Below are 16,200 nucleotides of genomic sequence, written 5' to 3'. Positions count from 1 at the left end.
GGCTCTGGCCAAAGACCGTCCCACAGGACTACGCTCATAGCGGTGGAATTCAGTCGTCCCCGTCGACACGTTCGTGACCTGCGGATACCGCAGGTCAGACTCTCTCCGGCCCAGGCAGTCGCCGTCGGATTCCTCGCGCTCATCGCCGTCGGCACGGTGGTGCTGAGCCTGCCCGTGGCGTCCTCGTCCGGCGACGGGACGGACCTGGTGTCGTCGTTGTTCACCGTCACCTCCGCCGTCACGATGACCGGACTGGTCGTGGTCGACACCGGTTCGCACTGGAGCGGTCTCGGGCAGGTCGTCATCCTGTCCCTCATCCAGATCGGCGGCTTCGGCATCATGAGCGTGACGTCCCTGGCCGGCATGCTGCTCACCGGTCGCATCGGACTACGCTCCCGGCTCTTCACCCGCGCCGAGAACCGCTCGCTGAACACCGGCGACATCGGCCGCACAGTGCTGGCGACCCTGCTGATCACCGTCGTGTGCGAGGCGACGGTCACGGTGATCACGGCGGCCAGGTTCGCCTCGGCCTACGGCATGCCGCTGCCCCGGGCATGCTGGGAAGGCCTGTTCCACGCGGTGTCCGCCTTCAACAACGCCGGGTTCGGACTGCGCAGCGACAGCCTGGTCCCCTACGTCGGCGACGCCTGGATCATCCTGCCGTTGGCCGCCGCCCTGATGCTCGGCGGTCTCGGCTTCCCGGTGATCGCCGAACTGTGGGGACGCCTCCGTGCGACGGTCCGACGGACCCCGTACCGCCTGCGGAGACTGTCGGTCACGACGCGGGTCACGGTGACCGGGACGGCGGTCCTCGTCGTCGCCGGCGTGGGCATGGTCGCCGCCCTGGAGTGGAACAACACCCTGGCGGGTCTGCCGACAGGCACCAGGCTCCTCGCCGCGTTCTTCCAGGGGGTGACCCCACGCACCGCCGGATTCAACTCCCTGGACTACGGCGAGTTCCACCCCGTGACCCTGATGGGGACGGACCTGCTGATGTTCATCGGCGGCGGTTCCGCCGGTACCGCCGGCGGCGTCAAGATCACCACCGTCGCGGTGCTCGTCGCCGCGATCGTCGCCGAAGTCAGGGGCCAACGTGTCGCCACCATCGGCCACCGGAGCATCAGCCAACCCGTCGTCCGCCAGGCGCTGACGGTCGCCGCGGTGAGCGTGGCACTCGTCGTCGCCGCCGTCGGGACGGTGCGTCTGCTCGAGCCGCAGTTCACCGGCGACCAGGTGACCTTCGAGGTCGTCTCCGCGTTCGCGACCGTCGGACTGTCCACCGGCATCACCGCAGACCTGGGCACCGCCTCGCAGCTGGTGCTGTGCGCGTTGATGTACCTGGGCAGGATAGGCCCGGTCACCCTCGTCGTCGCACTCGCCGCGAGAAACAGCGCACGTCGTTTCACCTACCCGGAAGAGAGGCCCTTCATTGGTTAAGTCACTACGCCGCGTCCGCGGACGCATCGACCTCCCACCTGTCGTCGTCCTCGGCCTGGGGCGGTTCGGCGCCTCGCTCGCCGAGGAACTGACCTGCCACGGGGTCGAGGTCCTCGGCATGGACTCCGACGCCCGGCCGGTGCAGGAGTGCTCCGGCTTCCTCACCGACGCCGCGGTGGGCGACACCACCGACCGCGAGACCCTGGTGCAGTTCGGCGTCCACGAGGTCGAACGGGTGGTTGTCGGCATCGGCTCGGACCTGGAGTCCTCGGTGCTCACCGCATCGAACCTGGTCGAACTGGAGGTGCCGAGCATCTGGGCGAAGGCCGACTCGGACGCCCACGCCAGGATCCTGACACAGGTCGGGGTCCACCACGTCGTACGGCCCGAGCGTGACACCGGACGCCGCGTGGCCCACCTGCTCGGAGGCCGGTTCAAGGACTTCGCCCAGTTCGACGAGGACTACGGGATGATCAAGCTGACCCCGCCAGACCTCCTCGTCGGGACGTCGGTGGACATCGACCGCCTGTGGGAGAGGTACGGCGTGCGGGTGGTGTCGGTACGCCGGTCCGACGGGGCATGGGTGCCCTTCCACTCCGACCGGGTGCTGTGCCGCACCGACCAGATCATCGTGGCCGGCAACCCCGAGAACCTGGAGCGGTTCGCCAACAGGTGACGGCGGGGTCCGGCTGCAGCAGGCGGCGTCCTACGCCTTCGGCCGGTTGTCGACCAACCGCGTGGCCTTGCCCTCCCCGGTGTCCAGCGTCGCGAGGACCTCGACGGCCGTCGAGACACCGATACGGTTCTTGATCTCACGGTTCAGCCACGCCGCGGCGTCGTCGCGGTGATGTTCGCTGAGTCCGTCGGCGGCCTCCACCTTGATGGTCAGCGTGTCCATCCGCCCCTTCCTGTCGAGGACGCACTGGTAGCGGGGCCGCAGGTCGGTGTGCTCGGTGATGATCTCCTCGAACTGCGAGGGGAAGCAGTTGACGCCGCGCAGGATGATCATGTCGTCGTTGCGGGCGAGGATCTTGTCGATACGACGCATCGAGCGGGCCGTCCCGGGCAGCAGCCTGGTGAGGTCGTGGGTGCGGTAGCGGATGACGGGGAACGCCTCCTTGGTCAACGAGGTGATCACCAGCTCCCCCACCTCGCCGTCCGGCAACTGCTCGCCGGTCTCCGGGTCGACGATCTCCGGGTAGAAGTGGTCCTCCCAGAAGGTCAGGCCGTCGCGGGTCTCGACGCACTCCTGGGCGACCCCAGGCCCCATCACCTCCGACAGCCCGTAGATGTCGGTGGCGGTGATGCCCATGACGTTCTCCAGTTCGTCACGCATGCCCGCGGTCCACGGTTCAGCACCGAAGATCCCGGCCCGGATGGACGTCTCCGCGGGGTCGATCCCCTCCTTCACCATCCGGTCGACGATGTTGAGCATGTAGGACGGCGTACACATGATGCCGTCGGGCTGGAAGTCCTGGATGATCTGGACCTGACGCTCCGTCATGCCTCCGGACGTGGGGATCGCCGTCGCGCCGAGCTTCTCGACTCCGTAGTGCACGCCGAGGCCGCCGGTGAACAGTCCGTAGCCGAACGCGACCTGGATCTTGTCGCCGGGACGCATTCCGCCGGCACGGAGTGACCGGGCCACCAGCTCCGACCACGTTTCGATGTCTCGGTGGGTGTAGCCGACCACGGTGGGACGTCCCGTCGTCCCGGACGAGGCGTGGACACGGGCGATCTGCTCCTGCGGCACGGCGAACATGCCGAACGGGTAGTTCTGCCTGAGATCCTCCTTCTCGGTCATGGGGTAGTTCGCCAAGTCCGCCATCTCCCGGAAGTCGTCCGGGTGCACACCGAGGTCGGTGAAGGCCTTCCGGTAATGGGGCACGTTGTAGTACACGTGCCGTAACGTGGCCTTCGTCCGGTCGATCTGCAATGCCGTGATCTCGTCACGGGAAGCGTATTCAATGTCCAGCTCCGGGCCGCCGCCGGCGGCACGGTTCGTGATCAGCGCAGTCATGCTCACCATCTCTTCTCGCAGTGGGTCGCCCTGTACCTGCCGACCGTTCGGTCGGTAGATGGGATGGTCGCTATCCTACACAAAACATGAGCCATGTCACTAACGGGGCCGAAACTATCTGGCGGGCGTGCGACGGCTACGGCGCGGCTACGTGACGGCTCCCCGGCGCCTACGCGGCGATACCGCGGAAAACCAGCTGCACAACGTTGTCCTGCAGCTCCCCCACGCCCGTCGCCCCGCCCGACACGAACCACTCCACCACGGAGTTCACCATGCCGAGCTGGAGTCGCGCCTGGAGGCGGGCGTCCACGTCGTCGCGGATCTCCCCCGCCTCCTGGGCACGGACCATCAGGTCCTCCAGGAACCGGGTCAGCTCCCGTCGTCGTTCGAGGGCGGCGAGTTCGACCGGCGAATTCCCCCGGAGTCGGAGCAACAGGGCGACGTAGGGACGGTCGTCGATCGCCAGGCGGACCGACTCCCGCAGCAGGTACGCCAGCTTCTCGCTCCAGGTACCCTCCAGCGACTCGCAGCGGTGCCGTGCTGCCTCCAGGCCAGCCAGGGCCCGATCGGACGCCACCTCGAGGATCTCCTCCTTGGAGGTCACGTGGTGGTAGATCCCCGCCTTCGAGATTCCCAGCTCCTTGGCCAGCATCCCCATGCTGGTGGCCTCGTACCCGCGGCGGTTGAAGACTTCGACGCATGTACGAAGGACGGTCTCACGGTCGTAGGCGCTACGCCCTCGGGCCTCGGCCACCATAATCGCTCTCCTCACCATCGTCGTTCCTCAGACTGTACCGGCGCAGCGCGCCGACACACCGCTCCAACCCCCGGAAGCGGGCAGACGAGGTACGGACGCGGAGGGAACGCGACTCAGAAGTTACTTCGCAGGAACCCGTACGCAGGATTCACCCCGCCATGTCCAGCGTAGCTCGCGACATGCGCATACTGGCCCGGGACGAGACCGAAGGGAACCTCGGTGACCATGCTCCTGCTCTCGGCCCCGCGGACATCGGAACTGCCCGTCGCCGCCTGGTCGACGGCGGTCATCTCAGTGAGCTCGTCGGCGTGGCTCCGCGTGTTCCGCGTGCGCTCATCGGAGTTGCAGATGTAGTCGTTGCGGTCACAGATGTCCATGACCCGCCCGGCGAGCTCACCGTAGCCACCGGGGAGCGCCCCGAAGACCCCCTCTCCACCACGGGCCGACCCACCTTCCACGGAATCCGCCCCACGGTTGGGACTGGAGATCACCGCGGCGGACCCGAACCTGTCCGCGCTGATCGGCCCGCGACCATGGCCGATGTCGGCGGCGACGCGCGAGGCCACGTCCGCCCCGAGGGAGTAACCGGTGAGGCTGATCGTCGACGACGGGCACTGGGCTGCCGTACGGGCGATGAGCTGACGGGTCTTGGCGATGCCGTCCGCCTGGCTGTCGGTGTACGCCATGGAGACGAACGGCACCGTGTTGTAGCCGACCGTCCTCGTCGTGGAGGTCCCGAACTTCTCGAGCCGCGCGCCCAAGTCCGAGGTGTAGGCACCGACAGGCAGGTTGTCCGGGAGCCCCGGCATCGACTGGCCGCCACCGGGGACGATGACCACGATGTCCGGCTCGCACCGCGGGATCGCGGGCGTGGCCACGACGCCGGTGGAGAAACCGACGGCGGCAGCGGCCGGCGCACCGACGACAGCCAGCGCGAGCGCTGCCGCTGCAACACTGACGAGGGGACGGAGACCGGAACGGCGGGTGGAACAGTGACGGCGTGTGAGGCGCACGAATACTCCTGGGGATGTTTACTGACCCGACATGAAACAACAGGAGAGATTATAGGCGGTCCCGTCCCTCGCGGGACTCTTGAACCCTGAACAACCGGCCACGCTGCTCCACCCCGACGCTCGACCAACTCCACGGCACTGTTGGAACGGCGTCGGGTACCGACCGAAATGCCCCTCTGCCCCAAAGGGCGCTATATAAAGCAATGCCCTGCCCCCAGGGCGCGTCATGTCATGACAACGAAAGCCTCACCGCGGCAACGACGTGGCAGCACAGGGTACTGACGGCGTCCATTTGCCGCTGCCTGGTCCAGCACAGAACACCCCTGTCACCTGCGCAGACAGACAAAACCCCCGGTCGGCGTGACCGGGGGAAGTGCCTGTAGTGGAGCCGCCGGGAATTGAACCCGGGTCCTTCGCGACCTCGCCAGGGCTTCTCCGTGCGCAGTCCGCGGTCATCTCTGCTCGACTCTCCGGGTCATGCGGACGTGCCCGGATGATGAGCCCAGTCGCTCTGAAATGTCCGCTACTCGCCCGAACGACAGGACGGCAGCGTCAAGTCCCTTAGCTGATGCCAGTGACCGGGTCAGGGACCTACCCGGGCTGACAGACACGCGGTCGCTGATTAGGCAGCGAGGGCGTAGTCGCGCTGAGTGTTCTTCTCGGCGCCTATGAGTTGCCGCGACGCTTACGGTGGTCTCCAGCCTGCACCGGCACGCTTCCCCTGGCTCAATGCACGAAGTCGAAACCTGATCGACCCCGGTGACTTTCGTCAGTCCTGCATCCCTGTCACCGGAAAGCTCGGCGGTGGCAGGATCACTCATCCTACTGCGGTTGAGCTACCCTGGTCAACCCGCCGGCTCAGCCCTGTATTCCCTTGATCCGCCGGCCGACCTCACGGGTGGCCTCGCGCTCCTCGGTGCGGCGTTTGATGTCCTGACGCTTGTCGTAGTCCTGCTTACCGGTGGCCAGTGCCAGCTCCACCTTCAGACGCCCGGAGACGAAGTAGAGCTGCAGCGGGACCAGGGTGTTGTTGCCGTCGCGGACCTTCCCCATCAACGAGTCGATCTCGCCACGGTGGAGCAGGAGTTTCCGCACCCGGCGGGGCGCGTGGTTCGTCCACGTCCCCTGCGCGTACTCGGGGATGTGGAGGTTACGCAGCCACACTTCACCGTCGTCGATGGTGGCGAAGGCGTCGACCAGGGACGCCTTGCCCTGCCGCAGCGCCTTGACTTCGGTACCGACGAGGGCGACACCGGCCTCGACGGTGTCGAGGATGCGGTAGTTGTGGCGGGCCTTACGGTTGGTGGCGACAACCAGCGGGCCGCCGTTCTTCGTGCCGGCTTTGCCCGACTTGGCGGCCTTCTCGCCCTTTTTCCGTCCGGAATCCACCGGTGTGCTCTTCTTCGCCATAGCCCGACGAAGTCTACCCGCTTACTTCTTCACGTACCAGCGCAGTGTGACCTGCGCAGTCACCCCGGCGACGAGCGCCCCCGCCAGGACGACGAACGGCGACACCAGCCAGATGTCCGCCCCGGTGATCCTGGCTATGAGGTTCGCGTCGTACAGGGAACCGAGCGCCTGGTCCAGCAGGAAGGTCTTGCCCAGCAGCAGCGCGCCGACCGACAGCAGCGAACCGATGAGCGAGGCGAACACGGCCTCGAGGATGAACGGCGCCTGGGTGTACCACCGGGTCGCACCCACCATGCGCATGATGCTGGTCTCCTGCCGTCGGGAGTACGCCGCGAGCTGCACCATGTTCATGATCAGGAAGACGGCGGCGACGGCCTGGACGGCGGCGAGCACGAAGCTGGCGTTACGTACCGCGTCGAGGTTCTGCGTCGCCCCGCGCAGGTCGTCCTGCTGGTCGACGATCGTCGACACGCCCGGCTTCTCGGCGATCTCGTCGATGGGGCTGGTGTCCAACGGGTCGGCGAGGCGCACGTGCAGCGCCGCGGGGAAGGCGTCCCGCGAGGTCTGCTCCACCAGGACGGGGTCGGACTCGCCGAAGAGCTCCACGAAACGCTGGTAGCTCTGGTCCTTGTTGCGGTAGGTCACCGACTCGACGTCGTCGTCGGCGTCGAGGGTGTCGCGGATGTCCCGGCACGCCTCGCTGGAGCAGTCGAGGTCATCGGCGGAGATCTCGTCGTCGAGCTGGACCATGACCTCGATGCGGTCGAGGTAGAGCTCCTTGGTGTCGGCGGTCATGTTGGTGATGAGCACGCCGGTGGCCAGCAGCGCCAGGGAGATGGCGGTGGTGATGACCATCGCGACGGTCATGGTCACGTGGCGGGCCAGCCCGCCGAGTGCTTCCTTGAGGACGAAACGGATCTGCATGGTCGTGTTCCTTCCTATCGCCCGACGGCGTAGATGCCGTGGGCGTCGTCGCGGACGAGCTTCCCGTTGGACAGTTCCAGGACGCGACGGCGCATGGAGTCGACGGCGACGTCGTCGTGCGTGCTCATCACGACGGTGGTCCCCCCGCGGTTGATGCGGTTGAGCAGCGCCATGATCTCCGCGGACGTGTCCGGGTCCAGGTTGCCGGTCGGCTCGTCGGCGAGCAGGACGAGAGGACGGTTCACCGTGGCCCGCGCGATGGCGACGCGCTGCTGCTCACCGCCGGACAGTTCGTCGGGCATGCGCTGGCTCTTGCCCGCCAGCCCGACCATGTCCAGGACCTCGGGGACGGACTTCTCGATGGCGTCGCGGCGTCGGCCGGTGACCTCCAGGGCGAAGGCGACGTTGTCGTAGACATTCTTGTTCGGCAGCAACCGGAAGTCCTGGAAGACGTACCCGATCTTCTGGCGCAGCTGGGGGGTCTTCCGCCTGGGGAGGGTGTTGACGTGGAAGTCGGCGACGTGCAGGTTGCCGGCGTCGACCTCCTCCTTCCGGATCATCAGCTGCAGGAAGGTCGACTTGCCCGACCCACTGGGGCCGATGAGGAAAACGAACTCCCCTTTTCCGATCTCGACCGAGATGTCCTGCAATGCCGGCCGGGTGGATGTCCGGTATGTCTTGCTGACCTTGTCGAATGTGATCACGTCGCTACCGTACCCGACCATCTGTGACAAAAGAAACGCATGTGGCTGGTGTGACAATTCTATCTCTGTGCATATCCTGCGCGTCCCCTGCCAGGTTGGTAGTCTGCTGCCCCATGACGCCACAGGAGACCCCGACCCCGTCGGGCACAGTCGAGACGTCGCACACACCAGAGGCCTCTGGAAGGAAGGCCAGACCACACGGATTCCTCGGATGGATCGAATGGCTGGGCAACAAACTGCCCAACCCGTTCTGGCTCTTCGCCATCCTCGGCGGACTCGTCCTCGTGATCAGTTGGCTGGGATCACTGGCCGGATGGTCCGCCTCCGACCCCCAGTCCGGGGACCCCGTCGAGGTGACCAACCTCCTGACCACCGACGGCCTGCACCAGATCGTGACAGGCGTGGTCACCAACTACACCGACTTCCCGCCGCTGGGCGTGATCATCACCGTGATGCTCGGCGTCGCCGTCGCCGAGTACGCGGGGCTCATCAGCGCCCTGGTGCGGGCGATGGTGGCGAAGACCGGCCCGAAGACCCTGACCTTCGCCGTCGCCCTCGCCGGGGTCACCGGATCGGTGGCGTCCGACGCGGTCTACGTCATCGTCATCCCCCTCGGCGCCATGGCCTTCCACGCCATCGGGCGCTCCCCCATCGTCGGCGCTATGGTGGCCTTCGTAGCGTCCTCCGGCGGATTCAACTCCTCCCTCGTCCTCAACATCACCGACGTCCTGCTGTCAGGGCTGTCCACCTCCGCCGCGCAGATCGTCGACCCCGACTACGTGGTGAACCCCCTCGCCAACTACTTCTTCGTGATGGCCTCCGCCGTCGTGCTGGCCGTGATCATCACGCTGCTCACCGAACTCTTCATGAACAGGCGCATCCACCAGCTGGTGGACCACGACCACGTCAACTACGACGAGGTCGCCTTCACCGACGAGGACGGCAACGAGACCACCGACCTGACCCTCAAGGAGGCGGAGGTCCGGGGCCTGAGGATCACCGGCCTCGTCAGCCTCGTGGGACTGGCGGTCTACTTCGCCCTGCTCTTCGTCTCCGGGTCCCCGCTGCAGGGCGAGGGCGGCTCGGTGATGGACAGTCCCCTGATCACCGACATCGCCGTGCCCATCGCCCTCGGGTTCTTCCTGCTCGGCACCGTCTACGGCGTGGCCGTCGGCTCCGTGACCTCGGCCTCCGACATCCCGGAGTTCATGGTGCGGGGGCTGAAGACCCTGCTGCCGATGATGGTCCTGTTCTTCGCTGTGTCACAGTTCCTGGCGTGGTTCCAGTGGTCCAACCTGGGCCAGTTCCTGTCCATCAAGGGCAGTGAGCTGCTGCAGACCTGGGACCTGCCGCCGGTGGTGCTGTTCACCGGGTTCCTCGTGATGGTGTGCCTGCTCAACATGATGATCACCTCCGGCTCAGCCCAGTGGGCACTGATGGCGCCGGTGGTCGTGCCCATGATGATGTACGTCGGCATCTCCCCCGAGGTCACCCAGATGCTCTTCCGCATCGGCGACTCCACCACGAACATCATCACCCCGATGAGCCCCTACTTCGCCCTCGCCTTCTCCTTCCTCAGCCGGTACTACCGGAAGGCCGGCCTCGGGACACTGCTGTCAATGTCGATCCCGTACTCGATGGCGATGCTGGTCGGCTGGTTCCTGTTCTTCCTGGCCTGGTGGGCGCTGGGTATCCCCCTCGGCCCCGGTGCCCCGATGGAATACCCGGCGAACTAAGGCCGACGACCCCATGACCGACCCGATACCCGACCCCACGTCCGACCCGGTGGCATCCGCCTACGGTGCCCGGGCCGACGAGTACGTCGACGCCGTCGGCCGCATCAGCCATGCAGAGGAGGCGGACCTCCGTCTCGTCGGCACCTGGGCGCACCGGATGGACGGTCCGCTCGTCGACGTGGGGTGCGGTCCCGGACAGTGGACCCACTGGTTGCACAGCCGCGGCGTCGATGTCGAAGGGGTGGACCCGGTGCCGGAGTTCATCGACCTGGCCCGGCAGACCTATCCGGAGGTCCCCTACCGTCTCGGGCAGGCCCGGGACCTCGGTGTCGCTCCCGGTTCCCTCGGCGGGATCCTCGCCTGGTATTCGCTGATCCACCTCCCGCCGGCCGGCATCGACGCAGCACTGGCCGAGTTCGCCCGGTGCCTGCGAACCGGCGGTGGTCTGCTGCTCGGCTTCTTCACCGCCGGGACCCGGACCGTGTTCGACCATGCCGTGGCCCCCGCCTACTACTGGCCCGTCCCCGCCCTGGTGTCGCTCGTCGAGGACGCCGGGTTCACCGTCACCCACGCGGCGGAGAGGCCCGGGCGTCCGGGCCGTGCCCACGGTGAGATCACCGCGGTCAAGGCAGGACCACCTCGTCAGCTACACTCGGCCCCATGACCGGCCGTCTTCCCTTAGCAGGTAAAACCGCGCTCGTCACCGGTGTCTCCCGACGGCGCGGCATCGGATTCGGTGTCGCCCGGACACTCGCTGCTCTAGGCGCGAATGTGGTCATTCACCACCACAGGGACCATGACCTTCGTCTCCCGTGGGGCGGGGATGATCTGGACGCGGTCCGGGACGGAGTCCGCTCCTCCCTCTCCGGCGACGCACTCTTCTCCGACGTTCCCGCAGATTTATCCGATGCGGCGAACATCGACGCCGTACTCGACGCCGCATTCGCCCTCACCGGACAGCTGGACATTCTGGTCTGCAACCACGCCCGCAGCGGTGATGACGGCAGCATCCTTGACATGACCGCGGACCGTCTCGACGCATTCTGGAACACCAACACCCGCTCTTCACTGCTACTCACCGCGGAATTCGCCCGCCGGAAGTCAGGTGCCAGGACAGAACACCCGGCGCGTCCCGGCGAACCGGTACCGTCCAGAGGGCCTTTCGACGAGCCGGTCGGCCGTGTTTTCTGGATGACCTCCGGCCAGCTCGATGGGCCGATGCCCGGTGAGGTCGCCTACGCCACCAGCAAAGCGGCACTCGCCGGAGTGACGAAGACTGTCGCCGCGGAACTGATGCGCCTCGGCATCGTGCTGAACACCGTCAATCCCGGCCCCGTGAACACCGGCTATCTTGATGCCGACACCAGCGACCGGGACCTGGATGCGCTCGACGAACGATTCACTTCACTGCCCTTCGGGCGGGTCGGCGTCCCTGACGACCCTGCGCATCTGATCGGCTGGTTGTCGACTCAGGACGGTGCCTGGATCGTCGGCCAGGTGCTGACCAGCGACGGCGGCTTCAGCCTCACCTGAGGCCACGTCCCCCCTCGTCCCCACCTCCCCGGCCCCGGTGGCGGCCCCTACGTCCCCTTGACGTTCATCACCTGGCGCAGCTTGTGCAGCACCGTCACCAGGGGCTCGGCGTCGGCCATGACCACGTCGATGTCCTTGTAGGCGTCGGGGATCTCGTCGACGAACGCGTCGCCGGGACGGTAGACGATGCCGTCCATCCGGGCGTCCAGGTCGTCCGCGCTGAAGCGCTTCCGCGCCTGGTTCCGGGAGAATCGCCGTCCCGCACCGTGGGGAGCGGAGCGCAGCCCGGGTGCGAATCCACGCCCCTCGACCACATAGGACGCCGTCCCCATCGAGCCGGGGATCAGTGCCTTGACACCCTCGTCGGCGCGGACCGCACCCTTCCGGGTCAGCCACACCGTGCGGCCGTAGTGCCGTTCCTTGACCGTGTAGTTGTGGTGGCAGTTGATCCTCTCGGTCTCCTCCACGGGCTGTCCGACCCATTCACCGAGCAGCCGGGAGAACCTGTCCATCATCTCCTCACGGTTCAACCAGGCGAACCGCTGGGCCCACGCGAGATCGCGCAGGTAGGCGTCGAACTCCGGGGTCCCCTCCGGGAGGTAGGCCAGGTCGTCGTCGGGCAGCTGCACCCAGAATGTGCGCATCAACCGCTGGGCGGCCTTGATGTGCTTCTGGGCGATCTTGTTGCCGACCCCGCGCGACCCGGAGTGCAGGAACATCCACACCCGCTCCTCCTCGTCGAGGCAGAGCTCGATGAAGTGGTTGCCGCCGCCGAGCGAACCCAGCTGCTGACGCCACTTCGGCGAGTGCCCCAGGTCCACCCCGGTCTTCTCGGCGTGCTGCGCGAGCTCCCGGGTCCGGGCCTCCGCCGAGCTGCCCAGGTCCCAGCCGTTGTACCGCCCCGGGGGACAGCGGGATGGTGCGCTCGATGGCGTCGCGCAACTCGGTGAGGTCGTGTCCGTCGAGGTCAGCGGCGGTGAAGGAGGTCCTCACGCCGATCATCCCGCAGCCGATGTCCACGCCGACGGCGGCGGGGATCACCGCGCGGTGCGTCCCGAAGACGGTGCCGACGGAGGAGCCCTTGCCGAAGTGCGCGTCGGGCATCAGGGCGACGTGGGGGAAGACGAAGGGCATGCCGGCGAGCTGGCGCGCCTGGTCGAGGGTGTTGTCGTCGACCTCGGAGGCGAAGCTGAGGAGCTTGTTCTCCTTCAGCGTGACCCCCGGTACGTCGACGGAGTCAGTGGTCATGATGGTCGTCCTTTCTGGTGAAAGGGCGGCGGAGTCAGGTGCGCGTCCGGGGCGTTCGGTCGCCCCTGCCGTCGGCGGCAGGGTCGCGGAGTGAGGTTCCAGGGAAACCAGGGGAAACCCAGGGAAAACCGGGGCATACCCGGGGCGTACTCACGTGACGGTCATCCGGACGGGGCACTGACGCCCCGCCCGGGGAAAACGGGTGGGAGTCAGCGGCAGCGCTGGAGGCTGCGGTGGCTGCTCGATAGCGGCCACTGCGAAAAGGAGGCGTGCAGCGTCGACAGCACCGGTAGATGCTTCGCTTTCATGCCGCTCTCCTCAAGCTGCTTGTCCGGGATCCGACCCGTCGGTGGTCTCTGGGCCCGGGGCATCGTCGCTCCGGGCCCGTCGATCATGGCACAGTCCCGCCGGTTCGACAAGGGGCGGCCCCGGTCCCCTCCCCCGCACACGCGACCCCCCGGGGTGCAGAGACCCTAGGCGTCGTCGCCCTGCTGCTCGGCCATCCGCCAACGAATCCCGGCTTCGAGCAGCCCGTCGATCCCGCCGTCGAGCACCTTGGAGGGGTCGTTGACCTCGAAGTTCGTCCGCAGGTCCTTGACCATCTGGTACGGGTGCAGCACGTAGGACCGCATCTGGTTGCCCCAGGAGTTCGACCCGTCGCCGCGCAGGGCGTCCATCTCCGCGGCCTCCTCCTGGCGCTTACGCTCCAGCAGTTTCGCGGCGAGCACCCGCATGGCGGACGCCTTGTTCTGGATCTGCGACTTCTCGTTCTGGCAGGTCACGACGATGCCGGTGGGGATGTGCGTCAGCCGTACCGCGGAGTCGGTGGTGTTCACCGACTGCCCGCCGGGGCCGGACGAGCGGTAGACGTCCACGCGCACGTCGTTGTCGTCGATGTCGACGTGGTCGGATGTCTCGACCACGGGCAGCACCTCCACCTCGGCGAAGGAGGTCTGGCGGCGTCCCTGGTTGTCGAAGGGGCTGATGCGCACCAGGCGGTGGGTCCCCTGCTCCACCGACAGGGTGCCGTACATGTAGTCGCCGTGGACGACGAAGGTCGCGGACTTGATGCCCGCCTCCTCCGCGTAGGAGATGTCGTAGACCTCGACCTTGTGCCCGCTCTTCTCCGCCCAGCGGGTGTACATGCGCATGAGCATCTCCGCCCAGTCCGCGGCGTCGACGCCACCGGCGGCGGAGCGGATGTTCACCACGGCCTCGCGGGCGTCGTACTCGCCGGAGAGCATGGTGGTGACCTCGAGGGAGTCGATCTCCTCCCGCAGGTCGGAGAGTTCGGCGTCGGCGAGTTCGGTGGCCTCGGCGGCTTCGTCGCCTTCGGACTCCTCGGCCATCTCGTACATCACGGGCAGGTCGTTGAGCCGGTCGCGCAGTCCGCGCACCTTCTTCAGGCGCGCCTGGACGTGGCTGAGCTGGCTGGTGACCTGCTGCGCGTGGTCGGGGTCGTCCCACAGTGACGGGTCGGCGGCCTGGTCCTCGAGTTCGCGTGCGCGTGACTCCAGCTCGTCCAGGTCGAGCACCTTCTCGATGGTGGTGAGGGTGGAGTCGAGGTCGTCGATCGCGGAGATCACATCGGGCTGCATGGTCGTCCAGTCTACTCACCCCGGGCTCGGCACCGGGGGCGGACCCCGTGCACAATGGGACGCATGAACTCCCCCATCCCGGCAGACGCACTGCAGGCCATCACGAAGACGTTCATCATCTCCCATGACCGTGACGACGACGGCACCCTCGCCCAGGCCCTCGTCTACAACGCCGGGCGCCTGGCGTGGCGGATGCGCGAGGCCGGTGTCACCACGGAGTTCAAGACCTCGGTGTCCGACGTGGTGACCGCCGCCGACCGCGCGGCCGAGGACTTCGTCGCCGAGGTGCTGCGCACGCTGCGCCCGCAGGACGGTCTGCTCGGCGAGGAGGGCGCGTCCGCCGAGTCGGCGTCGGGACGTACCTGGGTGATCGACCCGGTGGACGGCACCTACAACTTCACCACCGGCTCCGACTACTGGTGCTCGGCGTTGGCCCTGGTCGACGGTGACCCGGAGGACCCGGAGAAGCTGCATTTCGGCGCGGTGCACCGTCCCGCGATGGGCTACACCTGGTTCGGCGGCCCCGACGTCCCCACCACGCTGGACGGCGCGCCGGTCGGTACGCTGCCGGACCTCCCCCCGGAGAAGTCCTGCCTCAGCGGCTACCTGCACCCCACCGACATCGCGGCCCCGGAGCTGAACCGGGTGTTCACCGGCACGGTCCAGGATTTCGCGACGGTCCGGTTCAACGGTTCTGCGTCGGTGGACATGGCCGGCGTGGCGGCGGGGAACGGGGCCTGCTGGTTCCAGCACAGCGTGCTGCCGTGGGACCTGCTGCCCGGCCGCGCGTTGATCGAGGGCGCCGGCGGGCGGTGTGAGCGGGTCAGCGCAGGCGGGAAGCTGTGGTCGGTGGCCGGCTCCCCCTCCAGTGTCGGACATGTCGTGGAGACCCTATCCTTGGAGCCATGAGCGCACCGAGCCCTGAAGCGAACCCTGACTCGACCGGCACCCCCGACTACTCCGACGACCTGACGCTGGCGTTGTCCCTCGCCGACGTCGCCGACAAGGTCACCCTGGACCGCTTCGGCGCCGGGGACCTGGAGATCACCACCAAACCCGACCTGACCCCGGTGTCCGACGCCGACACCGAGGTGGAGCGGCAGCTGCGCGAGGTGCTGTCGACCCGCCGTCCCGACGACGCCGTGCTGGGCGAGGAGTTCGGCGGGGACACCGGGGACTCGGCGAAGACGGGCCGCCAGTGGGTGATCGACCCGATCGACGGGACGAAGAACTTCGTGCGGGGCGTGCCGGTGTGGGCGACGCTGATCTCCCTGGTCGTGGACGGCACCCCCGTCGTCGGGGTGGTCTCCGCACCGGGCCTGGCCCGGCGGTGGTGGGCCGCCGAGGGCATGGGCGCCTGGGCCGTGTTCAACACCGGTGAGGCCCGTCGCATCGCGGTCTCGAAGGTCGCGGACCTGGCGGACTGCTCGGTGTCCCTGTCCTCGTTGGGGGGATGGCAGGAGCTGGGTCTGCGTGACCGGCTCATCGCCCTGACGGACGAGTCGTGGCGGCTGCGGGGATTCGGCGACTTCTGGTCCTACTGCATGGTGGCCGAGGGGGCGGTGGACGTCGCCGCGGAGCCGGAGGTCAACCTCTGGGACCTGGCCGCCCTGGACATCCTCGTCCGGGAGGCCGGCGGCCGGTTCACCGCCCTCGACGGGACCCCCGGCCCGTACGGCGGCTCGGCCGTGGCGAGCAACGGGCTGCTGCAGGAGCGCGTCCTCTCCGCCCTGACGCCGGAACCGGGCACTCCGCGGCACCCCGCCCCCTGATTTTCCGCTACCGTGGACAGCGAGAACGACTACCGACACCGGATCCTC

14 protein-coding genes, 1 other RNA gene and 1 pseudogene are annotated in these 16,200 nt (G+C 67.6%); 7 read left to right on the top strand and 9 right to left on the bottom strand.

Annotation, left to right across the window (positions count from 1 at the left end):
- Window positions 1-42: 42 nt before the first annotated feature.
- Entirely contained in the window at window positions 43-1,437 is a 1,395-nt protein-coding gene (locus tag MUN33_RS01475) for a TrkH family potassium uptake protein (protein WP_439647814.1), read from the top strand.
- Window positions 1,430-2,113 carry a potassium channel family protein gene (locus tag MUN33_RS01470; RefSeq protein ID WP_244803140.1) on the top strand — a complete coding sequence of 228 codons (684 nt, stop codon included), beginning with the start codon at window positions 1,430-1,432 and terminating at the stop codon, window positions 2,111-2,113. The genes MUN33_RS01475 and MUN33_RS01470 overlap by 8 nt, the downstream gene beginning before the upstream one ends.
- 30 nt (window positions 2,114-2,143) lie before the next feature.
- Here MUN33_RS01470 and paaK read toward each other — a convergent pair whose 3' ends face one another.
- The 7 genes from paaK to ftsE form a co-directional block, all read right to left on the bottom strand.
- A complete protein-coding gene (gene paaK / locus MUN33_RS01465) occupies window positions 2,144-3,457 on the bottom strand; it encodes a phenylacetate--CoA ligase PaaK (protein ID WP_244803139.1) in 1,314 nt (437 codons plus the stop codon).
- Window positions 3,458-3,626: 169 nt separating this feature from the next.
- Complete coding sequence (locus MUN33_RS01460) at window positions 3,627-4,214, bottom strand: TetR/AcrR family transcriptional regulator (RefSeq protein WP_244803138.1); 588 nt, start codon at window positions 4,212-4,214, stop codon at window positions 3,627-3,629.
- 113 nt (window positions 4,215-4,327) lie between these two features.
- Entirely contained in the window at window positions 4,328-5,227 is a 900-nt protein-coding gene (locus MUN33_RS01455; protein WP_244803137.1) for a cutinase family protein, read from the bottom strand.
- Window positions 5,228-5,607: 380 nt separating this feature from the next.
- Window positions 5,608-5,985, bottom strand: a transfer-messenger RNA (tmRNA) gene (ssrA, locus tag MUN33_RS01450).
- Window positions 5,986-6,085: 100 nt separating this feature from the next.
- Window positions 6,086-6,637 carry an SsrA-binding protein SmpB gene (gene smpB / locus MUN33_RS01445; RefSeq protein ID WP_244803136.1) on the bottom strand — a complete coding sequence of 184 codons (552 nt, stop codon included), beginning with the start codon at window positions 6,635-6,637 and terminating at the stop codon, window positions 6,086-6,088.
- Window positions 6,638-6,658: 21 nt separating this feature from the next.
- Window positions 6,659-7,561, bottom strand: coding sequence for a permease-like cell division protein FtsX (ftsX, locus tag MUN33_RS01440; protein ID WP_244803135.1), 903 nt, complete (start codon window positions 7,559-7,561; stop codon window positions 6,659-6,661).
- Window positions 7,562-7,575: 14 nt separating this feature from the next.
- Window positions 7,576-8,265, bottom strand: a complete 690-nt coding sequence (ftsE, locus tag MUN33_RS01435) for a cell division ATP-binding protein FtsE (protein WP_244803134.1) — start codon at window positions 8,263-8,265, stop codon at window positions 7,576-7,578.
- A 113-nt stretch (window positions 8,266-8,378) separates the two neighbouring features.
- On the opposite strand from ftsE, the gene MUN33_RS01430 reads away from it, so the two are divergent.
- Genes MUN33_RS01430 through MUN33_RS01420 form a run of 3 tightly spaced genes read left to right on the top strand, consistent with a single transcriptional unit; the run spans window position 8,379 to window position 11,534 of the window.
- Window positions 8,379-10,001 carry an AbgT family transporter gene (locus tag MUN33_RS01430; RefSeq protein WP_244803133.1) on the top strand — a complete coding sequence of 541 codons (1,623 nt, stop codon included), beginning with the start codon at window positions 8,379-8,381 and terminating at the stop codon, window positions 9,999-10,001.
- Window positions 10,002-10,014: 13 nt separating this feature from the next.
- Window positions 10,015-10,665: a class I SAM-dependent methyltransferase gene (locus tag MUN33_RS01425; protein ID WP_244803132.1), complete on the top strand. Its 651-nt coding sequence runs from the start codon at window positions 10,015-10,017 to the stop codon at window positions 10,663-10,665.
- Window positions 10,662-11,534, top strand: a complete 873-nt coding sequence (locus MUN33_RS01420; RefSeq protein WP_244803131.1) for an SDR family oxidoreductase — start codon at window positions 10,662-10,664, stop codon at window positions 11,532-11,534. The genes MUN33_RS01425 and MUN33_RS01420 overlap by 4 nt, the downstream gene beginning before the upstream one ends.
- 47 nt (window positions 11,535-11,581) lie before the next feature.
- Here the strand turns inward: MUN33_RS01420 and MUN33_RS01415 are convergent.
- A pseudogene (locus MUN33_RS01415) lies at window positions 11,582-12,782 on the bottom strand (RtcB family protein).
- Window positions 12,783-13,255: 473 nt separating this feature from the next.
- Entirely contained in the window at window positions 13,256-14,380 is a 1,125-nt protein-coding gene (gene prfB, locus MUN33_RS01410) for a peptide chain release factor 2 (protein ID WP_244803130.1), read from the bottom strand.
- 54 nt (window positions 14,381-14,434) lie between these two features.
- Between prfB and MUN33_RS01405 the strand changes: the two genes are divergently transcribed.
- Together MUN33_RS01405 and MUN33_RS01400 are read left to right on the top strand one after the other, a co-directional pair.
- Complete coding sequence (locus MUN33_RS01405; protein WP_244803129.1) at window positions 14,435-15,289, top strand: inositol monophosphatase family protein; 855 nt, start codon at window positions 14,435-14,437, stop codon at window positions 15,287-15,289.
- Complete coding sequence (locus tag MUN33_RS01400) at window positions 15,286-16,152, top strand: inositol monophosphatase family protein (RefSeq protein ID WP_244803128.1); 867 nt, start codon at window positions 15,286-15,288, stop codon at window positions 16,150-16,152. The genes MUN33_RS01405 and MUN33_RS01400 overlap by 4 nt, the downstream gene beginning before the upstream one ends.
- Window positions 16,153-16,200: the final 48 nt, after the last annotated feature.

This window comes from Corynebacterium kalidii, assembly GCF_022869005.1.
GTDB lineage: Bacteria > Actinomycetota > Actinomycetes > Mycobacteriales > Mycobacteriaceae > Corynebacterium > Corynebacterium kalidii.
The sequence above is the reverse complement of the archived record's forward strand: the minus strand, read 5'-3'. Positions and strand labels throughout refer to the sequence as shown.